Annotated in this window: 17 protein-coding genes; 14 read left to right on the top strand and 3 right to left on the bottom strand. The window is 45.0% G+C overall.

Features of this window, described 5'->3' with window-relative positions:
* Positions 1-104: 104 nt before the first annotated feature.
* The 7 genes from JUB15_RS22390 to JUB15_RS22360 all read left to right on the top strand — a co-directional run bounded on the left by JUB15_RS22390 (position 105) and on the right by JUB15_RS22360 (position 7,816).
* A complete protein-coding gene (locus tag JUB15_RS22390) occupies positions 105-1,055 on the top strand; it encodes a ribose-phosphate pyrophosphokinase (RefSeq protein ID WP_242696473.1) in 951 nt (316 codons plus the stop codon).
* 122 nt (positions 1,056-1,177) lie between these two features.
* The gene (locus JUB15_RS22385; RefSeq protein ID WP_207514886.1) at positions 1,178-1,810 is read left to right on the top strand and encodes a 50S ribosomal protein L25; all 633 of its coding nucleotides are present in this window, start codon (positions 1,178-1,180) and stop codon (positions 1,808-1,810) included.
* Positions 1,811-2,082: 272 nt separating this feature from the next.
* Positions 2,083-2,658: an aminoacyl-tRNA hydrolase gene (gene pth / locus JUB15_RS22380; protein WP_207514885.1), complete on the top strand. Its 576-nt coding sequence runs from the start codon at positions 2,083-2,085 to the stop codon at positions 2,656-2,658.
* Between the two features lie 146 nt (positions 2,659-2,804).
* Positions 2,805-3,416, top strand: coding sequence for a fumarylacetoacetate hydrolase family protein (locus JUB15_RS22375; RefSeq protein WP_205512319.1), 612 nt, complete (start codon positions 2,805-2,807; stop codon positions 3,414-3,416).
* A gap of 240 nt (positions 3,417-3,656) precedes the next feature.
* Positions 3,657-5,723 (top strand): alpha-ketoacid dehydrogenase subunit alpha/beta, encoded by a 2,067-nt coding sequence (locus JUB15_RS22370; RefSeq protein WP_207514884.1) that lies wholly within the window; start codon positions 3,657-3,659, stop codon positions 5,721-5,723.
* A 176-nt stretch (positions 5,724-5,899) separates the two neighbouring features.
* Positions 5,900-6,592, top strand: a complete 693-nt coding sequence (locus JUB15_RS22365; RefSeq protein WP_207514883.1) for a hypothetical protein — start codon at positions 5,900-5,902, stop codon at positions 6,590-6,592.
* 288 nt (positions 6,593-6,880) lie between these two features.
* A complete protein-coding gene (locus tag JUB15_RS22360) occupies positions 6,881-7,816 on the top strand; it encodes a cation diffusion facilitator family transporter (RefSeq protein ID WP_207514882.1) in 936 nt (311 codons plus the stop codon).
* An 11-nt stretch (positions 7,817-7,827) separates the two neighbouring features.
* Here the strand turns inward: JUB15_RS22360 and JUB15_RS22355 are convergent, their stop codons facing one another.
* A complete protein-coding gene (locus tag JUB15_RS22355) occupies positions 7,828-8,661 on the bottom strand; it encodes a serine hydrolase (protein WP_242696472.1) in 834 nt (277 codons plus the stop codon).
* Positions 8,662-8,861: 200 nt separating this feature from the next.
* Here JUB15_RS22355 and JUB15_RS22350 point away from each other — a divergent pair, with 200 nt between their 5' ends.
* Positions 8,862-9,257 (top strand): response regulator, encoded by a 396-nt coding sequence (locus JUB15_RS22350; protein ID WP_207514880.1) that lies wholly within the window; start codon positions 8,862-8,864, stop codon positions 9,255-9,257.
* Between the two features lie 27 nt (positions 9,258-9,284).
* On the opposite strand, the gene JUB15_RS22345 is transcribed toward JUB15_RS22350, so the two are convergent.
* The gene (locus JUB15_RS22345) at positions 9,285-10,106 is read right to left on the bottom strand and encodes a purine-nucleoside phosphorylase (protein ID WP_207514879.1); all 822 of its coding nucleotides are present in this window, start codon (positions 10,104-10,106) and stop codon (positions 9,285-9,287) included.
* 184 nt (positions 10,107-10,290) lie between these two features.
* Here JUB15_RS22345 and JUB15_RS22340 point away from each other — a divergent pair, with 184 nt between their 5' ends.
* The 4 genes from JUB15_RS22340 to JUB15_RS22325 all read left to right on the top strand — a co-directional run bounded on the left by JUB15_RS22340 (position 10,291) and on the right by JUB15_RS22325 (position 16,380).
* Positions 10,291-11,757 (top strand): arylsulfatase, encoded by a 1,467-nt coding sequence (locus JUB15_RS22340; protein ID WP_207514878.1) that lies wholly within the window; start codon positions 10,291-10,293, stop codon positions 11,755-11,757.
* Positions 11,738-12,886: a formylglycine-generating enzyme family protein gene (locus JUB15_RS22335; protein WP_242696471.1), complete on the top strand. Its 1,149-nt coding sequence runs from the start codon at positions 11,738-11,740 to the stop codon at positions 12,884-12,886. Before JUB15_RS22340 ends, JUB15_RS22335 begins: the two co-directional genes overlap by 20 nt.
* Positions 12,887-13,059: 173 nt before the next feature.
* A complete protein-coding gene (locus JUB15_RS22330; RefSeq protein WP_207514877.1) occupies positions 13,060-15,351 on the top strand; it encodes a GH92 family glycosyl hydrolase in 2,292 nt (763 codons plus the stop codon).
* A 12-nt stretch (positions 15,352-15,363) separates the two neighbouring features.
* A complete protein-coding gene (locus tag JUB15_RS22325; RefSeq protein WP_207514876.1) occupies positions 15,364-16,380 on the top strand; it encodes a LacI family DNA-binding transcriptional regulator in 1,017 nt (338 codons plus the stop codon).
* Between the two features lie 6 nt (positions 16,381-16,386).
* Here JUB15_RS22325 and JUB15_RS22320 read toward each other — a convergent pair whose 3' ends face one another.
* Positions 16,387-18,483: a PAS domain S-box protein gene (locus JUB15_RS22320; RefSeq protein WP_207514875.1), complete on the bottom strand. Its 2,097-nt coding sequence runs from the start codon at positions 18,481-18,483 to the stop codon at positions 16,387-16,389.
* 254 nt (positions 18,484-18,737) lie between these two features.
* Here JUB15_RS22320 and JUB15_RS22315 point away from each other — a divergent pair, with 254 nt between their 5' ends.
* Together JUB15_RS22315 and JUB15_RS22310 are read left to right on the top strand one after the other, a co-directional pair.
* Positions 18,738-18,956, top strand: a complete 219-nt coding sequence (locus JUB15_RS22315) for a YtxH domain-containing protein (protein WP_207514874.1) — start codon at positions 18,738-18,740, stop codon at positions 18,954-18,956.
* A gap of 30 nt (positions 18,957-18,986) precedes the next feature.
* On the top strand, positions 18,987-19,352 hold the full coding sequence (locus JUB15_RS22310) for a phage holin family protein (protein WP_207514873.1): 366 nt from the start codon (positions 18,987-18,989) through the stop codon (positions 19,350-19,352).
* Positions 19,353-19,387: the final 35 nt, after the last annotated feature.

The raw sequence follows: 19,387 nt of genomic DNA, 5'->3' as shown, positions 1-19,387 counted from the left end.
AAATACTATTTTTTTCTGCAGAACGGTGAAATAAATTTTTTGTACATAGGTTATCGGTCAAATCCCATGCTTCGCGTTATCTTCGCCGCACATTTTACTGCGGTATGCAAATGTCAGTCAAGATCTTTTCAGGCACGGGGTCACAATACCTGGCCGAAAAAATAGCTCAAAAATTCGGAGCTACCCTTGGAAAAATAACCATCTCGAAGTTCAGCGATGGCGAAATTCAGCCTGTATTTCAGGAAAGTATCCGGGGCGATATGGTTTTCCTGGTGCAAAGCACATTTGCACCGGCTGAAAACATTTTAGAGTTATTATTAATGATCGATGCCGCCCGGCGCGCTTCGGCCTATAAAGTGGTGGCTGTTATACCATATTATGGCTACGCGCGGCAGGACAGGAAGGACAAGCCCCGCGTGGCTATAGGTTCTAAGCTGGTTGCCAATATGTTAGTGGCCGCCGGCGCCGATCGCGTGATCACCATGGACCTGCATGCTCCGCAGATCCAGGGCTATTTCGATATCCCCGTAGACCATCTCGACAGTTCCGCTATTTTTATTCCTTACATCCAGCAACTTCAGCTGGAAAACCTTACCTTTGCGGCCCCTGACGTGGGAAGTGCCAATCGCATCCGTGAAATTGCCTCTTATTTCAATGCAGAAATGGTAATATGCGATAAGCACCGTAAACGCGCTAATGAAATTGCCAGTATGGTGGTCATTGGTGATGTTACCGACAGGGACGTCGTCCTGATCGATGATATTTGCGATACAGGCGGCACACTGGCTAAAGCAGCCGGTTTGTTGAAAGAAAAAGGGGCCCGCAGCGTTCGGGCTTTGTGCACACACCCTGTTTTAAGCGGAAACGCCTACTCAAATATTGAGAACAGTGTACTGGAAGAACTGGTAGTGTGTGATACAATTCCTTTGAAACAGAAAATATCAAAAGTGAAGATCCTGAGCGTGGCAGAGCTGTTTGCAGTAGCCATCCGCAATGCATACGAGAACAGAAGTATCACAGGCTTATTTATACATAGCCAAAGAAGGAACAGGTAAGGCGACGATATTGGCATTTGAAGAAACGGATTTTAGAATGGCCAATAGTTATCAGGATCGGAGAGTGAGCTATGCACGATTACCGATTCACGATTGACAGAATTTATAAATTAAAATAAACAATGAAAACAATTACAATCGAAGGACAACTGAGGACCGAAACCGGGAAAAAAGCCACCCGCCAACTTCGCTCTCAGGGACTGGTGCCTGGTGTAATTTACGGCGGTACACAGGAAATTGCTTTCGCAGCACCTGTGCTGGCTTTTAAATCCATCGTATATACTCCTGATTTCCAGTTAGCTGACATCCAGGTAGACGGAAAAAGCTACAAATGTATTTTGAAAGACCTGCAGTTCGACAAGGTAACAGATGAGCTGTCACACGTTGACTTCCTGGAACTGGTTCAGGACAAAGCAGTAATTGCTACTATCCCTATTAAGTTCACCGGAGCTTCACAAGGGGTAAAAGATGGTGGCCGTCTTATTACTAAAGTAAAATCTTTAAAAGTAAAGACACTTCCCCAACACCTGAAAGAGAATATCGAGGTTGATATCACTAACCTGCAACTGAATGGCAACATTCGTGTAGAAGATGTGAAGGAAGCTAATTACGAGATCCTGAACTCACCGCGTATCCCCATTGCATCAGTTGTAATGACGCGTCAGTTGAAACAGGAAGAAGCTGCTGCTGCACCTGCTGCCGGAGCCAAAGCGCCCGCCGCTGCTCCTGCAAAAGCACCTGCTGCCAAAAAGTAACATAAGATAATTGCATATTAAGCCCGGTAACTCCGGGCTTTTAAGTCACATAAAGCGGTCAAGTGAGTCACATGAGGAACTGAGAAAAAGGTATCATTGACTGATTTGACCCTTTTTACTGATCGTACTACCTTTGAACAGACTCATTTGACCAATTTGATCCATTTGCCGGTTGACTGATTAGACCTTTTTGATCCATAGCCAGTTTCGATCATTTTGGGCCTTTTCTGCATGTAGCTTACCCACCACCCAGTATCATTATTGCCATTTTTATGAAATTCCTGTTGATTGGTTTAGGTAATATTGGAGATGAATATGCATACACACGTCATAACATCGGATTTGATGTAGTAGATGCTTTCGTGCAAAAACATGGCGGCTTTTTTGGAGTGGGCAGGCTGGCACAGGTTTGTGATATAAAGTGGAAAGGCAAAAAATTGACAATTATCAAGCCTACGACGTATATGAACCTTAGTGGGAAAGCTGTAAAGTATTGGATGGAAAAAGAATCGGTCGCTTTGGAACAATTATTGGTAATAGTAGACGATATTGCATTACCGCTTTCCCGGATACGGCTGAGACCTTCGGGTAGCTGTGCCGGTCATAACGGATTGCGGAGCATAGAGGAAACCCTTCTTACCGATAAATATCCCCGATTACGACTTGGTATCGGTAACAATTTCCCCAAAGGAGGGCAGGCGGATTTTGTGCTAAGCCGCTGGACGCCCGAGGAAGCGCCCTTAGTAAAACGAAAGGTTGAAAAATGTGTGGAAGTGATAGAAAATTTTATCACCATTGGCATCGAACGAACTATGAATGAAGCGAATAAATTGGAGTTTACACTATGATTTGTTAATTTGAATCTTTATTTTCGCAATGCCAATATTGAGGTGAGTAATAATTTGATATTCAATATCTCTATGTCCACGTACCCCGGCTTTTCCAGGCGCATGAAACTTGAAAACAATTATCTCAATTAAACCCTTTGTTGAGTATGAAAATTTTCTGTGTAGGCCGTAATTATGTGGCTCACGCAAAAGAATTGGGTAACGAGGTTCCTGAAGAACCTATCGTTTTTATGAAACCTAAAAGTGCTTTACTGCAGGCTCATACCCCTTTTTATTACCCTGAGTTCACTAACGAATTGCATTATGAGTGTGAACTGGTATTGCGTATATCCAAGAATGGAAAGTACATTCAGGATAGATTTGCCAGTAAGTATTATGACGCCGTAACAGTTGGTATCGACTTCACCGCACGAGATATTCAGACGGAGCTGAAAGAAAAGGGATTGCCCTGGGAAAAAGCGAAAGCCTGGGATAATTCTGCAGTGATCGGAAAGTGGATCCCGCTTACGAATATCAAGAACAAAAAAGACATCAACTTCTGTCTGTATAAAAATAAAGAGCTGGTGCAGCAGGGTAATTCAGGTTTAATGATCAATAACTTTGATAAAGTAGTTGCTTATATCTCCAACTATTTTTCAGTGAATATTGGCGACCTCGTATTTACCGGTACACCAGCCGGTGTTGGCGAATGTGTAGTTGGTGACGAGCTGGAAGCCTTTATCGAAGACGACAGCTTATTAAGTTTAGAGATCAAATAACAAATAGATCATCATTACAAGGAAATAGCCTTTCCCGATTCTTCGGGAAGGGCTTTTTGTTTTTAGGCGGACTGAGGTCTGAAGTCAGAAGTCTGAGGTCAGAAGTCTGAGGTCAGAAGTCTGAGGTCTGAGGTATGAGTAATTTCCGACTTCGGACTTCCGACTTCAGGTTTCCGATTTCCGGCTTCGGGTTTCAGATTTCAAACTAACATTTGTTATTATTACTTTTGTTAGTTAACTATGATGCATACCGATACATTATTAGAAGCCTACCGGCTCATGTGCACGGCCAAAGCCATGGCCGAAACCTATGAAGCGAATCGTACCGCCTGCAAATATGTGCATTCCACATCCCGGGGACATGAAGCCATACAGCTGGCAACAGCGTTCCAATTGCTTCCCTGTGACTATATAAGCCCCTATTACCGCGATGAAAGCATTTTGCTTGGCCTTGGCTTTTCGCCCTACCAACTGATGCTGCAACTGCTGGCCAAACGCGATGATATTTTTACCGGCGGCCGCGAATATTATGGCCATCCTAACTACCGCGGTAATGATAAACCCACCATAATCCATCAAAGCAGCGCCACCGGCATGCAGGTGATACCCACTACCGGTGTTGCTCAGGGCCTTCAATATCTTGAACAAATTAATTCCGATAAACTCATAAAAGGTCCCAATGGCGAATTACCGGTAGTCATCTGCTCACTGGGTGATGCCAGTGTAACAGAAGGTGAGGTGAGCGAGGCATTTCAGTTTGCCGTATTGAAAAAACTTCCGGTGATCTATCTCGTGCAGGACAACGGCTGGGGCATTAGTGCCAGCGCCGATGAAGTGCGGGTAATGGATGCATATGATTATGCAGCCGGTTTTCCAGGCCTCGATCGGGTAAGGATCGACGGCAGCAATTTCGAAGAAAGTTTCGATGCCATGCATCGCGTAGTGCAATATGTACGGCAGCATAGAACGCCTTACCTGGTGCAGGCAAAAGTGCCTTTGCTGGGCCATCACACCAGTGGCGTGCGCAAAGAGTTCTACCGGTCGCAGCAGGATCTGGAAAAACATGCGCTGAGCGATCCGGGACCCAGGCTGCGAAAGCAGTTATTACATGTTGGGATAGAGGAACATGAGCTCCTGCATATAGAAAAGAAAGCCTGGGAGGATGTGACGGCGCAGTTTCAGCAGGCCTTAACAGCGCCGGAACCTGACCCCGCTACAGTAGCCGAGTATGTTTTTGTGCCCACACCTGTAACGGAAGAAAAAGGGCAGCGCCAGCCTGCAGGTAATGAAAAGATCATCATGGTTGATGCGGCGCTCTTTGCCATTAGAGAAATAATGGAAGATCATCCCGAGGCCATGTTGTACGGACAGGATGTTGGCCGCCGGCTGGGCGGCGTTTTTCGCGAAGCGGCTACCCTGGCCGAAAAATTCAGTGATGTGCGTGTTTTCAATACCGCCATCCAGGAAGCCTATATCATTGGTTCAACCGTTGGAATGAGTGCGGTAGGAGTGAAGCCGATCGTCGAAGTACAATTTGCCGATTATATCTATCCCGGCTTTAATCAGCTCGTGACAGAGATCTCAAAATCATGTTATCTCACTTGCGGCAAGTTCCCTGTTCAAACAGTAATACGCGTGCCTGTCGGCGCTTATGGCGGTGGCGGTCCTTATCATAGTGGTAGTGTTGAAACAACGTTATTATCCATCAAAGGGATCAAAGTTGTATACCCTTCCAATGCAGCCGACATGAAAGGGTTAATGAAAGCAGCGTTCCTCGACCCTAATCCGGTCGTAATGCTGGAACATAAAGGATTATACTGGAGTAAAGTGCCCGGAACAGAAGACGCAAAAACAATTGAACCATCCCGAGATTATATTCTACCATTAGGCAAAGCCAACCTGGTTGTACAGGCCGATATACAAAACATTACAAACGGTGAATCATGTTGTATCATCACTTATGGTATGGGTGTTTACTGGGCGCGCACCGCAGCCAGGCAATTCCCCGGCATGATTGATATCATTGATTTGCGTACGTTATACCCATTAGATGAAGCCCTGATCTTTGAGACCGTGAAGAAACATGGGAAATGTTTAGTACTAACGGAAGAGCAGCAGCACAATTCATTTGCAGAAGCACTGGCCGGAAGAATTTCATCTGCATGTTTTCAATGGCTCGATGCACCCGTTGCTGTATTAGGTGCATTAAATGTGCCTGCAGTGCCGATGAATATGTATTTGGAACAGGCTATGTTACCCAATGGTGAAAAAGTGGCAGCAGTAATTAAACGCTTGTTAGTTTCCTGATAAAGATCAACTAGATACACTTCTAGATAATTTCATTTTATCAATTTATTCTACAAGATAAGTAGGTTGAATCGTACATCCTATCCTTCTGCCGTTTATAATATTTTAACACGCGGCGTATAATAAAATTTGTCTTATTTACGTAGAGTTACGTACTTCAAACTACCTAAGCAGCCATGAAAAACAGATACCTGAAGGGGGCCCATCTTTCTGAGCGGAAAGTTCGGGAACTTATTAAATTATTCTCGGAAGATCTGACAGCCACACAGATCGCCAACATCACAGGAATTAGTCGAATTACGGTCAATGCGTACTTCAAACTAATTCGTACACACATTGCGAAATTTTGCGAAGAAAGGAACCCATTTCATTTTACGAATGGAACGGTTTCTTATCATGCATCGGAAAATGGTACTGTTGCCAGTAATGGAACAGTTTCAAAGAAATCGTTTTACGGCATTTTCAGGAACGATGAAACCATTTACACCGATAAGATCGCAAACATTGATTCGGAATGGATGTACGATTGGTTGAAAGGAAAAACGGAGGGCGAACGCGATATCATCGAAAAGTATCGCCTTCACCTGTTCAATGGCATTGCCGATTTCAACAGCATCCGGTTATACCGCATCAATGAATCGGTACCCGGTGTAACACGTGGTAAATCGCATATCGACGAGATTGATTTGTTCTGGGGCATGCTGAAATCGCGGTTAATTAAATTCCGCGGATTAAACAGCGGTACCCTTTATCTTCACGTCAAGGAAACAGAGTTCAGGTACAATTACAGGGAAAATGACCTGTTTGAATTGTTGATGGAAATTTTGCACAAGCGACCTTTGCATTATTCCAAAGAAGCCATAAAATAGTTGTTTTTGACCTTACTGGTCAAAAATGTAAAGGAACTCCGGGGATTTCATTCTATAGCCTATCGCAACTCATCCCTGGATCAATATAAAACCAGTTGCGGTAATAGAATTTTTCTCATGTGACTCGCAGGTGGTTTCTACCACCTGCTTTTTATTTTAAGACACAACCTGCGCCTTCAGCCTTCGGCCCTTAGCTTTTCGCTTTTAGACTTCAGCCCTTAGCCTTGCGCCTTCAGCCTTCAGCCCTTAGCCTTCAGCCCTTAGCCTTGAACCTTGTACCTTTGCCGTATGGCACACGACCATTCACACCCTCACACGCATGCCGTTTCGTTCAATGAAGCGAGCCTGAAAGCGTTTCAGCTGGGCATCGCATTGAATGTGCTGTTTGTATTGGTAGAAGTGGTGGCCGGTTTGGCGTACAGATCTATCTCACTCCTGAGCGATGCCGGGCATAACCTGGCCGATGTGGCCAGCCTGCTCCTTTCTTATTTTGCCTTCAAACTTGCCCGCCGGCAGGCAACCATCCGGTATACCTATGGATTCAAAAAGACGACTGTTTTAGCCGCTTTCCTCAATGCATTATTGCTGCTGCTGGCCATCGGCATGCTTGGCTATGAATCGGTACTTCGGTTACAGGCGCCACCGGTTGTACAGGGCGCCGGAATCGCCTGGGTGGCAGCCGTAGGTATTGCCGTGAACAGCCTTTCGGCTTTTCTTTTCTTCAGAAATAAGGAAGCCGATCTCAATATAAAAGGCGCCTACCTGCATCTGGTGGCCGATGCGCTGGTATCGGTTGGTGTTGTGGTGGGAGGTATTGTAATTTCTTTTACCAACTGGTATTGGCTCGATCCGGTGATCGGTCTCGCGATCATGTTCATAGTGCTCATTGGCACCTGGTCGCTGCTCACGGCCAGTTTCAAAATGTCAGTTGATGGGGTGCCTGCAGGCATCGAGCTCAACGAAATAACCAGGGTTATTTTATCGGTTAAACATATCCTCAATGTGCATCATATTCACATCTGGCCATTGAGCACAACGGAAAATGCATTGACTGCGCATGTGATCATCGACGACTGTTTACCCTTTAACGAGAAATTAAAAGTGATACAGGAGCTTAAACATGAGCTGATGCACCATAACATTCATCACAGCACTATTGAGCTGGAATCGGAGACCATTCACTGCCCCGATGAGAATGAAAGACTGGAGAAGCATTCACATTGATACGGTCCATTCTATTTATCAGGATCGCTCACATATTTATAGATCATTTCCGACACTTCAGCCATCGCCTTTTTGGCTTTGTCTTCATCCGGCAGATTCTTTGATAATAATACCAGCACATATTTTTTACCGTTGGGCAGAAATACAATGCCCGAATCGTGTTGCACGTGGGAGATGTTACCCGTCTTGTGCGCTACCTTCACATCCTTGGGTAAGCGGGCGGGGATGATCTCGTTGAATTGTTGTTCTAACAATATTTTGATCATGGCATCGCAAGAAGCGCTGTCCACAATTTCGCCCCGGGCCATTTTTTCAAAAATGACCAGCAGGTCATGAGAGGTGGTAACGTTATTGAATCCTTTGGCGTATGCTTTGGAATCTTCCACACCTCGCAGGACCTGTATTTTGTTAGCACCCAACTGCCGCATAGTTTGCATTACATTGCGTGCATTGACCAGTTCTATCACCATATTGGTAGCCAGGTTACTGCTCATAATGATCATCTCATACACCAGGTTGTACAAAGTTCTTTTTTCACCCAAATGACGGTACAGCTCTTTCTCACTGTCATCTTCAGGCTTCAGGCTGAAAGCACTGCTGTCGACAATGCTCCGGAATTCATTTTTCAACACAAAGGAATCGTTCAGCGAGAAAACGCCTGCAGCTGCCTGTTTGTATACTTCTATCATAACAGGCGTTTTCATGGTGCTTGCTGCATGAAAATACGTTTGCTCATTAATGAGTATGGTTTCTCCTGTTGACAGGTCTTTGAAAGCAACCGAGAAATCACCGGGTTGCCCGGCGAGCGTAGACGAGATCTGATCTTTAAGTTTGTCAAGTGTCATACGATTTGAACAGGCACATAAAAGGAACAGGTTACAAAGCAAGATGCTTAATTTCGGATGAATCTTCATAACGACAGTTATAATTCGAAGATAACAGAAAATACATTCGGTGGTGAACCGCTGTTAAAAAGAGAGGCTCTTTTGCAAAAAATGTGTACCTTGAACGGTAGAAAAATTTTCATAATTTGAAAATTATGCCAATGCTTCAAAATCAACTGCTATTTCTGGTAGATGACGACATAGATGATCAGGAGATCTTCAAATCGGCTTTGGCTAAAGTTGATGGAGATCTTGAATTATTAACGGCTGCCAATGGTTCCGAAGCATTGGATGTATTGTCTGCAGCCAATACATTGCCTGATTATATTTTTGTTGACCTCAATATGCCCCGCATGGGCGGATTACAGTTCCTGAAAGAAATAAAGCAAACCGACAGTCTGAAGAACATTCCGGTGATCATTTATACTACCAGTTCAAACCCCCATGATGTTGCCAGAACGAAAGAATTGGGCGCAGTTTCCTTTGTTACCAAACCAGCCAGGTTTTCTGAATTGTGCAGCTATTTGCAAACGTTGATCAAATCGCAGCCAGTGTAAGGAATGCAACAGGCTTTATACGACAGCTTATAATTGTTCAATTACCATTTTAAATACGGTGCTTAGTTTTTGGTCGGCTTTTGCAGCCACCGAAATGATCTCTTCAATTTTTACCGGTTGCAGGTTATCCGGGTCACATTCATCTGTTATTACACTCACCGCGGCACATTGCAGACCGATCTGGTTAGCTACAATAACCTCCGGCACCGTGCTCATACCTACCATATCAGCGCCGATCACCCTGAGAAAGCGGTATTCCGCTCTTGTTTCCAGATTGGGCCCCGGCACGGCTACATAAATGCCCTGCTTAAGCGGAACCGATAATTCCAATGCCGTTTTAATAAAGAGCTTATTCAGGCGGATATCATAAGGTTCGCTCATGTTGGGAAACCGGGGCCCTAAAGCAGCATCATGCACCCCGCGTAAAGGATTTTCCGGTTGCAGGTTGATGTGGTCGGTAAGTAACACCAGGTCGCCCTTTTTATATTCGGGGTTCATGCCGCCGGCCGCATTACTTAACAACAGGCTGGTAACGCCCAATTTTTTAAATACCCGTACGGGGAAAGTGATCTGTTGCATACTGTACCCTTCATAATAATGAAAACGCCCCTGCATGATCAGTATCTTTTTGTCATTTATTTTGGCGAGGGAGAGCTTTCCTTTATGCGATTCAACAGTAGAAACAGGAAAATGCGGGATGTCGTTATAGGGGATCTGCCGGAGCACTTCCACCCGGTCGATGAAGGTTCCAAGCCCTGTTCCCAGAACAATGGCAGTTGAAGCACCGGTAAATCCTTTCTCCTCTAAAAAACCAGCCGTTTCTGCTATTTTTTCAATGATTTGGTTCATCCCATGATTTTTTTTCAAAATAAAGTATTCCGGTGGTTATTTTACAGCATTTGGATATTTTTATTGGCCGGGTGCAGGGCAAGCCCTGCGCTGTTCGGAAGATATTTGTATTCTTTTATTACATTATGATTGATTTAGTAAAATCCACTAAATTAGTGGGGTAATACTTCACAAAAGCCAAGTAATGCCAATGCAGATAAGCAAACCATTTAGTACGATTGCCCTGGTAAGTATTTTCCTCTTTTGTCAACCTGGTAAAAGTTCCGGGCAGCGATCAGATCCTGTTCGGCCGAACATTATTTTTATTCTTGCCGATGATCTTGGCTACGGCGACCTCGGCTGTTATGGACAGAAACTGATCCAGACGCCCAATCTAGATGCCATGGCAAAGCAGGGAATGCGGTTTACGCAATTTTATGCAGGCACTTCGGTTTGTGCGCCTTCCCGCTCCTCATTACTAACCGGCCAGCATACAGGTCATACACCCATTCGCGGTAATAAAGGAGTAGAACCTGAAGGTCAATGGCCCATTCCCGATTCTGCAGTAACCATTGCCGAAGTAATGAAAAAAGCGGGCTATACCACCGGCGATTTCGGTAAATGGGGGCTGGGACCGGTAGCATCATCCGGTGATCCCGTTAAGCAGGGTTTCGATTATTTCTTCGGGTATAATTGCCAGTCAAAAGCGCATAATTATTATCCCGATCATTTGTGGGAAAACGATAAACGCATCGACTTCCCCCAAAACACCACTGACCGCTTTACGGATTATTCAGCAGCCTTGATCCAGCAAAAAGCGCTCGATTTTATCGACCAGCAAAAAAACAAACCATTCTTTTTATATCTCTCTTATACCTTGCCGCATGCAGCATTGCAGGTACCCAACGACAGTTTGTTTGAAAAATATAAAAAGCTGTTCAATGAAGAGCCGGTTGATGTGAAAGCCTGGACGGGTAAAGGCTATGCCCCACAGGCATATCCGAGGGCGGCATACGCTGCCATGGTAAGCCGGCTGGATGCGTACGTGGGCGAAGTGCTTCAGAAATTGCGCGCGCTCGGCATCGATAAAAATACCCTGGTGCTCTTTTCAAGCGACAATGGACCGCATAAGGAAGGCGGCAATGATCCTGCGTATTTCAACAGCAGTGGTTCATTACGTGGTATAAAAAGAGATCTGTATGAAGGCGGCATTCGCGAGCCGATGATTGCCTGGTGGCCAGGCAAAGTAAAGGCAGGCACCATCTCCGATTTTACCGGCGCCTTCTGGGATTTTCTTCCCACGTTTGCCGAACTGGCAAAGCAACCAAAACCTGAAAATATTGACGGCATTTCAATAGTACCGGTTTTACTGGGGCAGAAAAATGCACCAACACATCCATGGCTATATTGGGAGTTTCATGAGCAGGGTGGTAAGCAGGCGGTACGTATGGGTAAATGGAAAGGCGTTAAATTAAATGCGGCCAGTCAGCCCGATGGCCCTATAGAACTGTATGACCTGCAAAAAGATCTTGCTGAAAAGAATAATATTGCAGACAAACATCCTGATGTCGTGCAGGCCATACGAAAAGTTATGCAGCAGCAACATACGGAAAGCGCCGATTTCCCATTATTTACAAATGCAGCAAAAGAAAATGAGGTTACCGATAAATAGGAGGGGGCTTACCGGATTTTTTGCAGGGGCCATGGTCATAACCACTATTGCCTGTAAGCAAACTAACGGTACACCCGCTGTGCAAAAAGAAAGTGCAGCCACAGATGATACAGTGATGTCTTGCACTGCTAATATTCCGTCGCGTTTTGCAACGGCGAAGGCAGCTGCGGATACGATCGTTACAAGTGCCAATGCTTCCTATGATGGCATGGTTAAAATTCCGGGTGGTGATTTTTTAATGGGCGCTGCCGATAAAGAAGGCAGGCCGGATGAATATCCGCAACATGCCGTTCATGTTGATGGCTTTTATATGGATGCTACTGAAGTGACCAATGCCATGTTTGCGGAATTTGTAAAGCAAACCGGTTATATTACTACAGCAGAACGTGCGCCTGACTGGAACGAATTAAAAAAGCAGTTACCGCCGGGCACACCCAAACCTGCCGATAGTTTACTGGTAGCAGCCTCTTTGGTGTTTACACCTTCGGCTGCACCTGTACCGCTGCAGGATGTTAGCCGGTGGTGGCAATGGGTGAAAGGAGCCAACTGGAAACATCCCCAGGGACCCGGCAGCAGCATTAAGGGTAAAGAGCATTTTCCGGTGGTGCACGTTTCGTGGGAGGATGCCATGGCTTATGCCAAATGGGCCGGCAAGCGATTGCCTACCGAAGCGGAGTGGGAATGGGCAGCCAGGGCAGGGTTATCCAATCAGCCATTTACCTGGGGCGATGAACCGGTAGAAAAAGGCAAACCGAAAGCCAATATCTGGCAGGGACATTTTCCCGACCGTAATACCTTGGCCGACGGGTTTGCCCGGATCGCACCGGTAAGATCATTTACTGCAAATGCCTATGGTTTATACGATATGGCTGGCAATGTATGGGAATGGTGTTCCGATTGGTACCAATCGGATTATTATAGCCGCGCAGGGTCAAAAAAATTGATCAATCCTGCCGGACCTGCAACCAGTAACGACCCGGATGAGCCCACTGTTCCCAAGAGGGTAGTGCGCGGTGGTTCTTTTTTGTGCCATGCATCCTATTGCGCCAGCTACCGGGTGTCGGCCCGCATGAAAACTTCTCCTGATACAGGCCTCGAGCATACAGGGTTCCGCTGTGTTAAAAACTAAGCCTTTTTGCAACCTGCTGTATTTAAATCAGCTGTCAGCCGCTGCCAGGATTTTAGAAAAAAATATATGATCCGGCGTTCGTTTAAATTTTGCAAAATCGTTTTAGATGTGTAACATTGTTACAAATTTACTGCTAGAGACACTCTATGGGTACAATTAAATTAACTGTATACATGAGAAGGATTTTTTGCCTGACGATTGCCATAATTTCTATGAACTCCTATGCCCAGGTAAGCAAAACTGCCGTTGAACCGGTAGATTATGTAAACCCATTAATGGGTACCGATTCAAAACCCGGCCTTTCCAACGGCAATACCTATCCAGCCATCGCCTTACCGTGGGGAATGAATTTTTGGGTGCCGCAAACCAATACCATGGGCAATGGATGGACCTACCAATACGCTGCTGATAAGATCCGCGGATTTAAACAAACCCATCAGCCCTCACCCTGGATAAACGATTACGGACAGTTCAGTATAATGCCTGTTACCCGGAAAATGCATTTTGACCAGGACAAACGTGCCAGCTGGTTCTCGCATAAGACCGAAAAATCCACACCCTATTATTATAGCGTTTACCTTGCCGATCCGGATGTTACCGCCGAAATTACGCCCACTGAACGCGCAGCCCAGTTACGTTTCACATTTCCAGAATGCGACAGCTCCTTTATCGTGGTAGATGCTTTTGACAAAGGCTCTTACATAAAGATCATTCCTGCTGAAAAAAAGATCATTGGCTATACAACGGCCAACAGTGGCGGCGTACCCGCAAATTTCAAAAATTATTTTGTCTTGTATTTTGATAAAGCGTTCACCATTGCGCATACCTGGCACGATAAAACGCTTGCAAAAGATACACTGGAGCTGCAGGCGAATCATACCGGGGCCATCATTGGATTTAAAACGGCAAAAGGAGAAAAAGTGCACGTGAAAACCGCTTCTTCTTTTATCAGCTTCGAACAGGCCGAATTGAATGCACAGCGGGAGCTGGGAAATGATTCGTTCGATAACACCTGCAAAAAAGGACGCCAGAGCTGGAACCGGGAACTGAGCCGCCTGGTGGCAGAAGGCGGTACCCCCGAACAAATGCAAACGTTTTATTCCTGTTTGTACCGGGTGCTGTTATTCCCGCGTAAATTCTACGAGTATAACAAAGCGAACGAAATAGTACATTATAGTCCGTACAATGGACAGGTATTACCCGGTTATATGTTTACCGATAATGGTTTCTGGGACACTTTCAGGGCCGTATTTCCTTTCTTTACATTGATGTACCCAACCCTGAACAGTCAGATCATGCAGGGACTGGTAAATACATATAAAGAAAGCGGATGGCTGCCTGAATGGGCCAGTCCGGGCCATCGCGATTGCATGATAGGCTCTAACTCCGCTTCGCTTATAGCAGATTCTTATATCAAAGGAATACGGGGATATGATGTCAATACCCTGTACGAAGCGCTTTTAAAGAATTCGGAGAACGAAGGGCCGCTTACATCCGTTGGCAGAAAAGGTGTTCAGTATTATAACGAGCTGGGTTATGTTCCATACGATGTTAAGATCAATGAGAATGCGGCCCGCACGCTGGAATATGCCTATGATGATTTCACGATCTCGCAGCTGGCAAAAGCATTGAACCGCCCGAAAGAAGAAGTTGAACGTTTTGCCCGCAGGAGCATGAATTATCGCAACCTGTTCGACAGCTCAACCCTGCTGATGCGTGGGAAGAATAAGGACGGCCGTTTTCAATCGCCCTTCAATCCATTTAAATGGGGGGATGCTTTTACCGAAGGCAACAGCTGGCATTATACCTGGAGTGTGTTTCATGATGTGCAGGGTTTGGCGAAGCTCATGGGCGGTCGGAAAATGTTTACCAAAATGCTGGATTCGGTATTTGCGCTGCCGCCTGTATTCGATGAAAGTTATTATGGCGGTGTTATTCATGAGATCCGCGAAATGCAGATAATGAACATGGGACAGTATGCCCATGGCAATCAGCCGATCCAGCACATGATCTATTTATACAATTATGCAGGCGAACCCTGGAAAACACAATACTGGATCCGGCAGGTAATGGATAAACTGTACCATCCTTCGCCAGACGGCTACTGTGGTGATGAAGATAACGGACAAACGTCGGCGTGGTATGTATTTTCAGCAATGGGTTTTTATCCGGTTTGCCCGGGTACAACGCAATATGTGTTTGGAACTCCTTTGTTCCCGAAATTGACCCTCACATTTGAAAACGGAAAGAAACTGGTGATCCAGGCGCCGGCAACTGATAAGAACTCGTTTTATATACACAATATTTCACTGAACGGAACGGCACATCCGAAGAACTGGATCGATCACAGCCAATTGCAAAAAGGCGGCACATTACTGTATGACGTAAAGAAAGTACCATCTTACAACAGAGGAACAACACCAGCTGCATTTCCATTTTCAGTATCTCCTGTATTGAACCGGTAATACATTAAGCGTATGAAGAAAGTATCGATAAAAGATATTGCTCAAATGGCGGGCGTAGCCTCGTCGACCGTATCATTTGTTTTGAACGGAAAAGCCCGCAAAATGCGCATCAGTGAAACGGTTGAGAAACGCGTGTTGGAGGTGGCCCGTACTGCAGGCTATTACCCCAACCAGCTGGCCATCAGTTTGCGAACCGGTAAATCAAAGACCCTGGGCCTGATCGTAGAGAATATCGGGAACATTTTTTTTGCTACCCTGGCAAAAACAATAGAGGAGGAAGCCGAGCAATATGGTTACCGCGTTGTGTATTGCAGTACCGAGAACAATGCCTCGAAAGGAAAGGAATTGATCAATATGCTTTCGCAACGGCAGGTTGACGGATATCTCATTACGCCTGCTCCGCATATGGAAGAGGATATCCAGCAACTGGTGCAGCTGCAGCGGCCTGTGGTACTGATTGACCGCTATTTGCCGGCCGTAGAAGCATCCCATGTCCTGGTGAATAATGCGGAAGCGGTAGGACAGGGCATGGCCCATTTGTTTTCTCAGGGCTATCGGGAGATAGGATTCGTTACAGTGGACCTCGACGTTATTCAAATAGAGCAGCGGCTCGATGGTTATATTGCCGCCCTTTCCAAAGAAGGTATCCGCCTAAATAAAGATATCATCCTGAAGATCCCTTATACACATCACCGGGAAGACGCCATTGAGCTTATTGCAGGTTTGTTAAAAAATAACCCACAACTGGATGCGCTGTTTTTTGCCACCAATTACCTGGGCATATTAGGACTGGAAAGCATTAACCGGTTAAAGATGTCGATCCCGGAGGATATAGCGGTTATAAGTTTTGATGACCACGATATTTTCCGCTTGTATCCGCCAGGAATAACGAGTATTCAGCAGCCTGTTGAAGCCATTGCCAAAAAAGCCGTTGCGCTGTTGATGGACCAATGTGAGAATACAGATATCCGGTTCGATAAAACGGAAGTAGAGCTTACCGCCAAATTGATCGTGAGAGGGTCTACTTAACCGTTGTTAATGATATACCGGTAATATGATTGTAAATGTGGCGCCCTTGCCAGGTTCGCTTTGGGCTGTAATAATTCCATTGTGGTGATCTACGATCTTTTTACATAATGCTAACCCTATTCCCGTACCACTATACGATTTCAGGTTATTCAGTCTTTGAAAAATAATAAAGATCTGCTCTGCATATTGTTGTTCAAACCCGATACCATTGTCTGAAAAAACCAGTTGAATATATTCGTTATCCAAATGCAACGCAGGGTATTGCCGTACTTCTTTCGGCGTAAGCTGTTTGGCGGTAATATTTACTACAGGTTGTTTCTCTGCAAATTTCAATGAATTGCTTATCAGGTTTGCCATGAGCTGGTGTAACTGTAACGGAATGCCTTTAATGGTTGGCAGATCGGTGTAGTTAATTACAGCCTGTTTTTGTTCAATGAGCAATTCAAAATCAGACAATACATCTTTAAGGATCTTATTCAGATCACTATTGATAAATTGTTCACCGTTTTTTGTAAGCCGTGAATAGTTCAGTACATCATTGATGAGGCGCGACATCCGGTGAGCTGATGAGTATATTTTGTTAAAGTACTTTTCCGTCATGGCGCTGTCATGCAGATGCTCTTTCACGATATCGGCAAAAGTCTGGATCTTCCTCAAAGGTTCCTGCAGGTCATGACTGGCGATATAAGCGAACTGCTCGAGTTCATGATTCGATTTTTCCAGCGCTGAATTGGATGTAAGCAGTTCACTCGTCCTTGCCAGTACCATTTTTTCCAGTTCTTCCTTGGCTTTCTTCTGATCGGAAATATCCAGCACCGTACCAAGCATTCGTACCGGGTTGTGCTTTTTATCATACATCGTTGTTCCATTCACGCGGATCCATCGCTCCTGGTTGTTATCTGGTCGTATGATCCTGGCTTCATAAGAAATGTTCCCGGTTTCCAAGGCATTTTGAAATGCCTGTTCCACCATGGCCTGATCTGCCGGGTGAACTATATTCATAAATCCGGCTTTGCTCCATTGTTCCTCTTTCGGGTAGCCAAGGATTTTGCGGTGTTGTGTTGATGTGGTTGTCAGGCCGGTTGACAGGTCAAGGTCCCACATCCCCAATTCAGCACTTTCAACTGCGAGCCGCAGGCGTTCTTCACTTTCCCTGATGCGTTCTTCGTTTTCCCTGATCTGCAGTTCGGCTTTTTTTTGATCAGATATATCCCGCGCGATCTTTGAAGCGCCAATGATGACGCCTTTGCTGTTCTTGATCGGTGAAATGCTTAATGAAATATCTATGAGTTTTCCGTCTTTGCTGATGCGTTTTGTTTCAAAGTGATCGATCCGTTCTCCTTTTTTTAGACGCTCCAAAATGGCAGCTTCTTCATCCAGTCGGTCGGGCGGAACGATCTTCGTAATATGGGAGCCGATCATCTCTTCAGCCGTATATTGAAAGATCCGTTCTGCGCTGTTGTTCCAGCTGGTAACTATGCCATCGAGTGTTTTACTTATGATGGCATCATCTGAAGATTGAATGATGGCGGCAAAATGGCCATTTCTTTCTTCAGTGATCTTCCAGTCGGTAATATCAACCAGCATATTTACAGCGCCTATCAATTTCCCTGCATGGTTGAAAAAGGGTTTTGGATACGGCATTATGTTTCGTTTTTGACCGTCAGGGCGTTCAACAATGATCTCTATATCATTGATCTCCCTGGCCTCTTTTAATGCGATGGCCATTGGGCATTCGTCCAGTGACATGGGCGTGCCGTCTGTAGTATAAATTTTGAACGAGCCGCACCAGCTGTCTTTACCGATCTCAGGTTCCCGTCCCCAAAGTTCAACTGCAGCTTTATTGTAACTGAGAATATAACCGTTGGCATCGCAGGTATATATGGCTGCGGGTAATCCCTGAATGAGTTGTTGATATTTGGTGGCTGTTTCTTTGAGGTCGTCGGTTGTAATACTGGCGCCAACAGTTACGAAACCATTCACTCCATCATCACTGTTATGCTCGTTGAAAGCACGGTTTTCGGGGATACGCTGGGGGGTAGGTGAGGTATCGGTCCCGTTTTTATTCCTGCTTTCAAACTGAGGCATTCCTTTTGATTTCATATTGCTCGTGTACTTGTATTATATGATTTTAAAAAGTTATGCCAACCTCAACATACTTTGGCGAGGGTGTTGTAATTGATTGTTATTTAATTAGTTAAATGAGTTCCCCAAATTTCTACAACGTACGGGTAAAATGGGGCGAAAACGGATGGCCACCCTGATAATAATCAGCCATGACATACGTCACAGGCTGTTAACTTTGTATAGAACAACTATTTTGATCAACTGATTAAAAAACTTTAAAAATTCTATGTATGAGTAACGGAAGTAAATTAGCCGCATTTATTGTTGGCGCCGCTGCAGGTGCTGTTCTGGGAATTTTGTTTGCTCCCGACAAAGGATCTGAAACCCGCAGAAAAGTGAATGAGGAAGGCAGAAAGTTGTCAGATGCATTAAAAGAAAAATTCAATAAAATGAAAGACAAAGTGAATGCTGTGAAAGACGATATGGAGCAGCCGCAGGGTTTTGCATAAACAAGAATCACCACTTATAATACGGCCAATATGAATGATACATTTGACAAAATAGAAGGGTTATCTGATCATGTGAAGGAATACATCAATACCCGGGTTGAAATAACCAAGCTACGCATTGCTGAGAAAACATCACTGGTAATTGGTAACTTCATTGCTGTGGGTATAATAGCATTGTTGTTTTTATTTGTGCTGGTATTTGGAAGTATCGCAGGGGCATGGGCCCTCAGTGAATGGATAGGGCAGCCTTATTCAGGCTTTTTGATTGTAGCCGGTATCTATTTGTTATTAGGTATTATTGTTTGGGTAGCAAGAGGGCGTTTAATACGTTTTCCGGTTATGAATGCAATCATAAGAATGTTGCATAAGAAGGATGATGATGAAGATCACCGGTAAGCTCCGATTTTCCTTGTAATTATATCTGAACTTCT

Source organism: Longitalea luteola (assembly GCF_017356035.1).
GTDB lineage: Bacteria > Bacteroidota > Bacteroidia > Chitinophagales > Chitinophagaceae > Niastella > Niastella luteola.
This window is presented reverse-complemented; position numbering and strand designations above follow the sequence as displayed.